Here is an 8,447-nt window from a genome sequence, read left to right as displayed (position 1 = left end):
GCCTCGTAGCGCAGGCGCAGATTGAGCAGCCGCCGTTCGGTGGTGTCCTCCATCAGCGCGAGCTGGTACTCGGGACGGCCCTCGGGAGTCCCGCAGCAGCGAGACGGTCAGGTTGGTCCACAGCACGGTGCCGTCGTTGCGGTAGTACGCCTTCTCGACCCGGTAGTGGTCGCGTTCGCCGCGGACCAGTTCGTCGTAGTACTTCCACACCTGCGGCGAGTCCTCGGGGTGCACCCACTCGTTCACCTTGTGGCTGCGGACGTGGTGTTCCAGACCGCCGAACATCTTGGTGAGGGTGTCGTTGATCTCCAGGATGTTGCCGTCCAGGTCGGCGATGCCGATGCCGATGGCGGCGTCCTTGAAGACCGCGCGGAACCGGGCCTCGGTGGCGTGCAGGGCCTGTTCGGCGTCCGAGCGGGCGGTCAGCGCCGAGCGGGCGATGGCCTCCTGCTCGGCGAGCGTGCGCTCGCGCAGGGCCCCGGTGAAGCCGGCCGCGAGGGTGTGCTGGATCCGGGCGCAGCGGGCCCGGCCGTCCTCGGTGGTCAGCACGCCGGGTCCGTTGCCGCCGCAGTACAGGACGAGGTAGGAGTCGACGACGCCGAGCGTGGAGCTGAGGGCGTCCGGGTCGGTGCAGTGCGCCTCGATCAGCGCCTCGCCGATCCGCTGGGCGGGCGAGGCGTCGAAGGGGTGGGCGTGCAGGATGCCGTTCAGCTCGCGTGCCAGGGGCAGCAGATGCTGTTCGAACTCGGGCCGGGTGAGGGAGGTGGCCGTCAGGGGGAAGATGGCCCGGCTCCAGATTCTGGCGAATCTCCGCAGCCGGCCTTCCGGACCGTCGGGTTCCGCGTCCGGCTCCCCGGACGCCTGGGCGGGAATGCTCACGCCTTGCGCCCAACCCCTGCGAAGCCCGAGAAGGCGTACGGGTCTTCCTGCTGCGGCGCCTGCGGGGTGTCGGGCCGCCATTCGGGCATCGACACGAGCCCCGGTTCGACCATCTCGTAGCCCTCGAAGAACTGGCCGATCTCCTCGCGCGAGCGCATGATCAGCGGGTTGCGGATGTTCTGGTAGACGCCGACCGTGCCGGCCGCCTCCTCCTTGGGCAGCGGAATGCCCTCGTACGAGGCATGGGTCAGGACGATCAGGCTGCCGGGGGCCAGTGACTCGCGCAGCTCGGCGACCGCGCCGCGCGGGTCGTCGGCGTCCTCCACGAAGTGGAGGACCGCGACCAGCAGCAGCGCCACCGGCCGGTTCAGGTCGAGCAGTCCGGTGATCTCCGGGTTCGCCAGGATCTCCTCGGGGCGGCGCAGGTCGGCGGCGGCGATCACCGCGCGGTCGTTGCCCTCCAGCACGGCCTGGCTGTGGGCGACGGCCACCGGGTCGTGGTCGACGTAGGCCACCTTGGCCCCGGGGTCGGCGGCCTGGGCGACCTCGTGGACGTTGCCGAAGGTCGGTATGCCGGAGCCGATGTCCAGGAACTGGTCGATGCCGATGTCGACGGCATGACGGACGGCCCGGCGCATAAAGGCGCGATTGGCCTGCATGATCTTGGGAAGGCCCGGAAGGAACTCCATGGCCTTGCGCGCGGCTTCCCGGTCCACCTCGAAATTGTGCGATCCGCCCAGATAGAAATCGTACATTCGAGACACGCTTGGCACCGAAATGTCAATGCCCTGCGGTGCCCAGGCGGGACGCTCCATCGATGTCTCCAACAAGTCGCCACGGCGATCCGGCCATGTTCATGGTCAGTGTTGACCAGAGGCTACTGATCGGCCGCCAAGAGAGCGAGTGGAAACGGAAATTAGCGATCCGTTATTGGTCACACTCCGGTGGCATCGGCAGCCGGTCCGTCGCTGCGCGTATGCGAACAGCGACGGACCGGCACTCCGGACACCGTTTCCCGGTGGTTCGGGGCCACTTGGGGTTCCTGGGCGGTGCTGGATCGCACCCGATTACCGGCGGGAAGCGCCGACAAGTGCCGTCATACCATCCACCGATTTTTTGGCCATGGAGGCCACTACCGGCCACTTTCTTGAGGCGGCCGCCCGTACACGCGGTCTTCATCGGCCCGGCCGAGTCCTCGGCGAAGGGGAAAACCGCGTCATACCGCGTCCGTTCACCACGATGTCACCGAGTTCCGGACCCCTGCGGACCAAAAGGCCGACGGGATCGGCGCGATCAGCGCGATCAACGGATTCGGCGTGATCGGCGGGTGGACCGGCGCCCGCACCGTCGCCCCGGGCGGCCTCCCGAGCAGCCCGGTGTCGGCGTCGGCCGGGACGGTGGCGTTGCCCGGGGCGCCGACCGGGGCCGGGTCTCGCGAGGCATCACCCTGCTCCTGACCGCACGCCGCCGTGAGCGTCAACGGAGCCGTGAACGAGCCTCCGTTGGCACCCCGGAGCACGGCGGCACCCCGTCCACCAGACAAACCCGAATGGCCCATTAACCGCACGATCAGGCGAATCACCCGTAGGTATCGCGTTTTCCCCGGCAGCGTGGATCATGCTCGCGGACGTGTACGGATCACGCATCGCGCGGCTCACGACGGTCGCCGCACTTCTCTGGCTGTCAGCCGTGCCGCTGCCCGCCACCGCCGACAGCTGCGCGGTGGCCACGATCGGGCAGGGCGACGGCAGTTCGGCGGTCGCCGTGGCGGGTGACGGGGACTGTGTCGCGGTCACCGAGCCACCACCACCGCCACCACCGAAGCCGCCACCACCGCCGCCTCCCCCACCGCCGTCTCCCGCGCCGCCGCCCGAGCCTCCGCCTCCTCCGCCGCCGCTTCCGTCCCCTCCGCCACCTGTGGTCGCGGAACCACCCCCTCCGCCGCCTCCCTCACCGCCGCCCCCTCCCCCGCCACCGCCCCCGACACCCGCGCCACCACCGGCAGCCGCCCCACCACCGAAACCCGCGCCGCCGCCCGAGCCCCCCGAGCGGACCGAGCCACCGCGCCCCCGGCCCGTCGCACTCCCGACGTACCGCAAACCGACCCGCAAACAGCCGCGGAGCGGACCCTCGCTGGTGTCCCTGACGCTGCTCATCACCGCCCCGGCGGTGTTCGCCGTCGCCGTGCTGCGGCCGCGATCGTCCCGCTGACCAGGAGACATGCATGTCCGAATGGCTCGTACTGAGCATTGCCATGGCGTCCGCCTGCGCGGTCGTCCTCACCATCGCCGTCCTGAACAACCGGCGGATCGCGGACGACGACGACCCGTCCGAGACGCCCGACGTCATCGAGTACATGACGATGATGATCGGCGTGGTCTACGCGATCGTCCTGGGGCTCGCCATCGCCGGGGTCTGGGAAGGACGCAGCGCCGCCCAGGAGTCCGTACGCATCGAGGCACAGGCCCTGCACGAGGTGCAGGCGCGCGCCTCCGTCTACCCGGCGGAGGTCCGCGACCGCATCCGGGCGGACGTCGACGCCTACGTCGACCACGTGGTGCACGACGAGTGGAAGGTGATGTCCGACCGGAACACGCTCACCGAGCGCGGCACGCAGTTGCTGGACAAGGTGAGGGCGGATGTCACCGACTACCAACCGAAGACCGATCACGAGGGGCAGGCCTACCAGCCCCTGGTCGACCAGGTGGCGGCGGCCGACGACGCCCGCAGCACGCGCGGGCAGAACGCCGGGGCGACGATGCCGGGGGTGGTCTGGTTCGGGCTGATCATCGGGGCGCTGGTGACCGTGGGGCTGATCTTCACCCTCCAGATCCGCAGAACGTTCCGGGAACTGCTGCTGGCCGGCCTGTTCAGCGCGTTGATCGCCTTCCTGCTCTTTCTGATCTGGGACTTCGACGCACCCTTCGGCCGGGGCATCTCGGCCACCGCGGACCCCTTCCTCGACATGTTCCCGGGCGTCGCCCGCTGAGTCCGCGCCCCCGGGCCCGCGAGCCGGTGGGTGAGCCGGCCGGGGGACACCACTGACCCATTCGCCGGACCCCGATCGCGGGCCGGGGGCACCCCTCCTAGCGTGTCGGGCATCGAGGTGCATTTTTCCTGCTATGTGGAAATTGGTTCCGCAGCTGCCCCTCGGGGAACCCGGAGGATCCACCATGCGCGCGATACGTGTCGCACCGCTCGCCCTGCTCGGCGCCAGTGCCCTGACGCTGATGGCCCCGTCCGCCGCCTTCGCCGCACCGGACGGGGCCACGAGCACGTTCAACCCGACGATCGCCCCGTCGGTCATCGCACCCGGCGGCCGGGTCACCCTCGGCTCCGGCGGCTGCACGGGCGAGACGACCGTCTCCTCGGGCATCTTCGACACCACCACCATCCCGAGCGGCTCCACGACGGCCACCGCCACCATCGACACGGACGCCCGCCGGGGGGCCGTGTACGCGGTGACGTTCGCGTGCGGCTCCACCGGCACCTCCCGCAACGTGAACCTGACGATCACCGGCGGCGCCACGAGCACCCCCACCCCGACGCCCACCACCGTTCCGACCGCCAGTTCGACGGCGCTCGTCCCGGGCGGCGTACGCGGCGGCCTCGGCGGCAGTTCGGGCTCCACCGACACGGTGGAGGTGGCCGCCGGAGCGGCGCTGGTGGCCACCGCCGCCGCGGGCGCCCTCTACTTCGCGCGCCGCCGCACCGCCGACCGTCGCCACTGACCGCGAACATGCGGCGCACGGCAGTCGCCCCGGGTCCTGGTCCAGGACTCGGGGCGACGGACGTATCGGGCCGGGCGGGAGGTTCGACGCCTCAGAACGCCGCATGGCCCGGCCGCCGGCGCCGGACGAGGAAGACCGCGCCACCGACGGCCGCCGCGGCCACCAGACCGCCGCCGACCTGCATCTCCACGGAGCTCGGACCCATCGAGCCGCCGAGCCCGCCCTGCGCGCCGTTGCCGGCGAGCACGGTGAACTTGTGCGTCGCGATCCGGTCGTTGTCACTGCACTTCACGGAGAGGTGGTACTGCCCGGGCGTGGTGTTGTTCCGGACCCGGGCGTGGGCGAAGTTGGTGCCGTCGCCCGGCGAGAGGGTGGTCGTCGGGAACGCGTTCGACCAGACCTTGCCGCCGTGACCGCAGCCCTGCGCGGTGATCTTCAGCGAGCCTCCCTGGTGGACGGCCTGAGGGTTGACGGCGACGTTGACCGGGCCGTTGGTGGCGGCGGCCATGGGGGCCGCGAGCCCGACGGCCGCGAAAGCGGTCGCGGTGACCGCGAGAGCGCGTGAGACACGCATCGTGTGAACCTCCAGCGGGAAACGCCCCCGGGGGCCTGTCCCCCGGGCTGGATCGACGAGAACGCCTCCCATGACGAACACTCACCAGCGGACCAAGGGCTCGCACTTCGGCGTTGCTCCACCCCGGTGACGCGACACGCCGTACGAAAACCCCCGAACCTGACGGAGCCGCAGGTCACGGACCGTCAGAACTTTTATCCGCTCATTACTCCGATGGGCAGGCACCCGGTGGACGCCCGGCAGGCGCCCGCCCCCGCCGCCACCCGTTCGCCCCGCCCTGATCGCCGCCCGGACCCCGCGCCCTTAGCGTTCACAGCGTCGCGACGAAGGGAGAACCATGGGCCGGGACTACGCTGGCGCCGAGCGGACCAGACGTGTGCCATGGGGTGCGATCGCCCTGGTGCTGCTCAGCGGCCTCGCCCTCATGCGCAACGGCACGGAGTTCGGGGAGTCGGGTCCCCCGCAGCCCGCGGCAGCCGCCTCGCTGGACCTGGGCAAGGACACCGCGGGGCCGCCGGTGGAGGGCGAACCGGTGCAGCCGCTGCCGTACGCCCCGGCCTCCCGGGTGAAGGTCCCGTCCATCGACGTCGACGCCCCGATCATCGACGTCAACCTGGACGCCAACGGGTGGATCGACGCCCCGCCCGCCGAGGACCCCAACCTCGCCGGCTGGTACCAGAACGGCATCGCCCCCGGCCAGCGCGGCACCGCCGTGGTCGTCGGCCACGTCGACAACAACTCCGGGCCCGCGGTCTTCTACGGCCTCGGCTCGCTCCAGAAGGGGCACCGCGTCGAGGTGGACCGCTACGACGGCCGGGTCGGGATCTTCGAGGTGTACGGGGTGGAGGTCTTCTCCAAGAACGACTTCCCCGGCCCCCGGGTCTACGGCGACACCGGCCACGCCGAGCTGCGGGTCATCACCTGCGGCGGGGGCTACTCCAAGGCGGGCGGCTACGACGGCAACGTGGTGGTCTTCGCCCGGCTCGTCGACACCCGCTGACGACTCCCCTCCCCCCACGCGGCCACGGCCCCCGGTCGCCTCGTGCGAGGAGACCGGGGGCGCTGTCGTGCGCGGACACCGTTCTCGGCTCAGAGACGGCGCGGCACCGTGATGCGGTAGCCGGAGTCCAGCAGTCGGGGGAGATAGCGGCGCAGCGCGGCGACGCTCTGCGAGCGGTCGCCGCCCGCGTCGTGCGAGAGGACGACGACACCGGGCGCCGCTCCGTCCAGCACCCGGCGGACGATGGTGCCGGTGCCCGGCGTCTTCCAGTCGAGCGTGTCCACGGTCCAGGCCATGGGCTCCATGCCCAACTCGGCGCCGATCTCGAAGGAGTTGCGGTTCCAGGCGCCGTAGGGGGCGCGGTACCAGAGCGGCGGGGAGCCGAGCGCCCGGTCCACCACCTCGCTGGTGCGTCCCAGTTCGTCGCGGATCGCCGGGCGGGAGAGCTTCGGATCAGCGGGTGCGACCAGGAGTGGTTGCCCACCACATGCCCGTCGTCGGCCATCTCGCGCAGCAGGTCGGGGTTGCTGTCGGCCATCTCCCCGCAGACGAAGAACATCGCGCGGACCCGGTGCTCGCGCAGGACGGCCAGGATGTCCGGGGTGTGGACGGGTCGGGCCCGTCGTCGAGCTCAGGACCATCGAGTGCCGATCTCGGGGAGGTGCTCGATGGGCCGGACGCGCACCGGCGGCCGGGCCGGCCCGAACCGGGGCGGATGGTCGGCCGTCATGGGTTCGAGCCGGTACGGGGAGGACCGGCCCCGGACGTTTCCCGGAGGCCCGGCGGCCGCGGCGGGCGGCGTGTCCGCGGCGGGTGCGGGGCGGCCGGGCGCGGAGGCCGGATCGGCGGCGATCAGGTGCACGGCGGTGGCGGCCCCGAGGCCGAGGGCGACCCCTCAGCAGGTGCGGCGCTCGTGTCCGGTGTGATCACTTCTCATGGCCAACTGCTCGCACGAGCGGGCGTCCGCCTCCGCCGCCGACACCGATCGATGCCCGTTTTGTACACGATCGAAGCAGTATGTTCATCTCCATGCGAGCCGGTCGGCGGCCCGTGGCCTCCCGTCCGGGACGAGCCGATACCTCGGAGCCGTGACAGAGCAAGCAGCCTCATCGGTTCGAGCGCGGTACGGACGGCCCCAAGGTGATCGTCGCGGGGCTCGACGGCTCCGATTCGTCGATGCGCGCGGCGGCCTACGCCGCCGGGCTGGCCCGTCGGCAGAACGCCATGCTGGCCCTGGTGTACGTCCAGCCCGTCATGACGGCGGGCGCGGCGCTGGGCGTGCCGGTGAGCGACGCCACGGTCGAGGTGGCGGAGGACCTGGTCTCCGAGATCCGCGCGGCGACCGAGCGCTTCATGACGCGTGGGACATGCGCTGGGAGTTCCACACCTTCCGGGGCGATCCGTACAACGGGCTGGTGACCGGCGGCCGACGAACTGAAGGCGGACGCGGTGGTGGTCGGGGCGTCGGAGTCGGCCGGGCACCGCTTCGTCGGTTCGGTGGCCGTGCGTCTGGTGAAGGCGGGGCGCTGGCCGGTCACCGTGGTGCCGTGAGGACAGCTCACCGGCCCATGAGGAGCCCGTCGCCCTCCGCTCCCCTCCCGAGGACCACCGTACGGATACGGTCGCGGATCTCGCGGAGGCGCTCGTCCCCGTCGCCCGGGGAGGCGTTGAGGTTGACGGTGCGTCCGGTGTCGGTGTCGTACCACTGCGGGACGAACTCCGCCTTCTTCACCGTCCAGCGCTCCCCCGGCTTCGCGGGCGGCGCGAAGGTGAAGCGTCCCATCGAACCCTGGTTGCCGCGCGGGTCCTGGACGCCCTCGTAGTTGATCATCGCTCCGGCGATCTGGTCGCCCATCCGTAGACGACCCAGGTGCCGTTGACCTTCTCGTACGCCTGCGGCACATGCGCTGGGTGCCGATGATCAGGTCGATGTCGGGGCGGCCCCCGTAGGCGGACGCGGTGAGCCGCTGGGCCAGGTCCCGTTGGGTCGCGTCGGGCTCGTCCTGCCATTCGGTGCCCCAGTGGACGGAGAGGACGACGACGTCGGCGCCGGCCCGCCGGGCCGCCCTCGCCTCCTCGACGATCTTCCGCTCGTCGGTGACGTTGACCGTCCAGGGCCGGTCGGCGGGGACCGGGATGTCGTTGGTGCCGTAGGTGTACGCGAGGTGGGCGACCCTGGCCGCGTTCTCGCCCGGCCCGGCGGGCAGGATCGTGGGCCGGGCGGCCTCGGCCGCGGTACGGGCGGAGCCGGCGTGCCGGATGC

General features: G+C 71.5%; 6 protein-coding genes and 4 pseudogenes. 4 read left to right on the top strand and 6 right to left on the bottom strand.

Annotated features, from left to right (window positions below; translation table 11 throughout):
* The 3 genes and pseudogenes from DTB53_RS33605 to DTB53_RS37130 form a co-directional block, all read right to left on the bottom strand.
* Window positions 1-879, bottom strand: a pseudogene (locus DTB53_RS33605) (PAS domain S-box protein); the annotation flags it as partial.
* Complete coding sequence (locus DTB53_RS33600; RefSeq protein WP_003964589.1) at window positions 876-1,694, bottom strand: SAM-dependent methyltransferase; 819 nt, start codon at window positions 1,692-1,694, stop codon at window positions 876-878. The pseudogene DTB53_RS33605 and the gene DTB53_RS33600, both read right to left, overlap by 4 nt.
* Window positions 1,695-2,671: 977 nt before the next feature.
* A complete protein-coding gene (locus DTB53_RS37130; protein ID WP_052295619.1) occupies window positions 2,672-2,893 on the bottom strand; it encodes a hypothetical protein in 222 nt (73 codons plus the stop codon).
* 210 nt (window positions 2,894-3,103) lie between these two features.
* Between DTB53_RS37130 and DTB53_RS33585 the strand changes: the two genes are divergently transcribed.
* Window positions 3,104-3,868, top strand: a complete 765-nt coding sequence (locus DTB53_RS33585) for a bestrophin-like domain (RefSeq protein WP_012378006.1) — start codon at window positions 3,104-3,106, stop codon at window positions 3,866-3,868.
* Window positions 3,869-4,052: 184 nt separating this feature from the next.
* Window positions 4,053-4,610: a hypothetical protein gene (locus tag DTB53_RS33580; protein ID WP_012378007.1), complete on the top strand. Its 558-nt coding sequence runs from the start codon at window positions 4,053-4,055 to the stop codon at window positions 4,608-4,610.
* Window positions 4,611-4,701: 91 nt separating this feature from the next.
* Here the strand turns inward: DTB53_RS33580 and DTB53_RS33575 are convergent, their stop codons facing one another.
* Window positions 4,702-5,184, bottom strand: coding sequence for a hypothetical protein (locus tag DTB53_RS33575; RefSeq protein ID WP_003964593.1), 483 nt, complete (start codon window positions 5,182-5,184; stop codon window positions 4,702-4,704).
* 337 nt (window positions 5,185-5,521) lie between these two features.
* On the opposite strand from DTB53_RS33575, the gene DTB53_RS33570 reads away from it, so the two are divergent.
* Window positions 5,522-6,184, top strand: a complete 663-nt coding sequence (locus tag DTB53_RS33570) for a class F sortase (RefSeq protein ID WP_012378008.1) — start codon at window positions 5,522-5,524, stop codon at window positions 6,182-6,184.
* Between the two features lie 89 nt (window positions 6,185-6,273).
* Here DTB53_RS33570 and DTB53_RS33565 read toward each other — a convergent pair.
* A pseudogene (locus DTB53_RS33565) lies at window positions 6,274-7,046 on the bottom strand (polysaccharide deacetylase family protein).
* A 314-nt stretch (window positions 7,047-7,360) separates the two neighbouring features.
* On the opposite strand from DTB53_RS33565, the pseudogene DTB53_RS33560 reads away from it, so the two are divergent.
* Window positions 7,361-7,735, top strand: a pseudogene (locus tag DTB53_RS33560) (universal stress protein).
* A gap of 7 nt (window positions 7,736-7,742) precedes the next feature.
* On the opposite strand, the pseudogene DTB53_RS33555 reads toward DTB53_RS33560, so the two are convergent.
* A pseudogene (locus DTB53_RS33555) lies at window positions 7,743-8,447 on the bottom strand (CapA family protein); the annotation flags it as partial.

This window comes from Streptomyces griseus, assembly GCF_900460065.1.
GTDB lineage: Bacteria > Actinomycetota > Actinomycetes > Streptomycetales > Streptomycetaceae > Streptomyces > Streptomyces griseus.
Note: the sequence above shows the minus strand (reverse complement) of the source record. Positions and strands in the feature narration are given on the sequence as shown.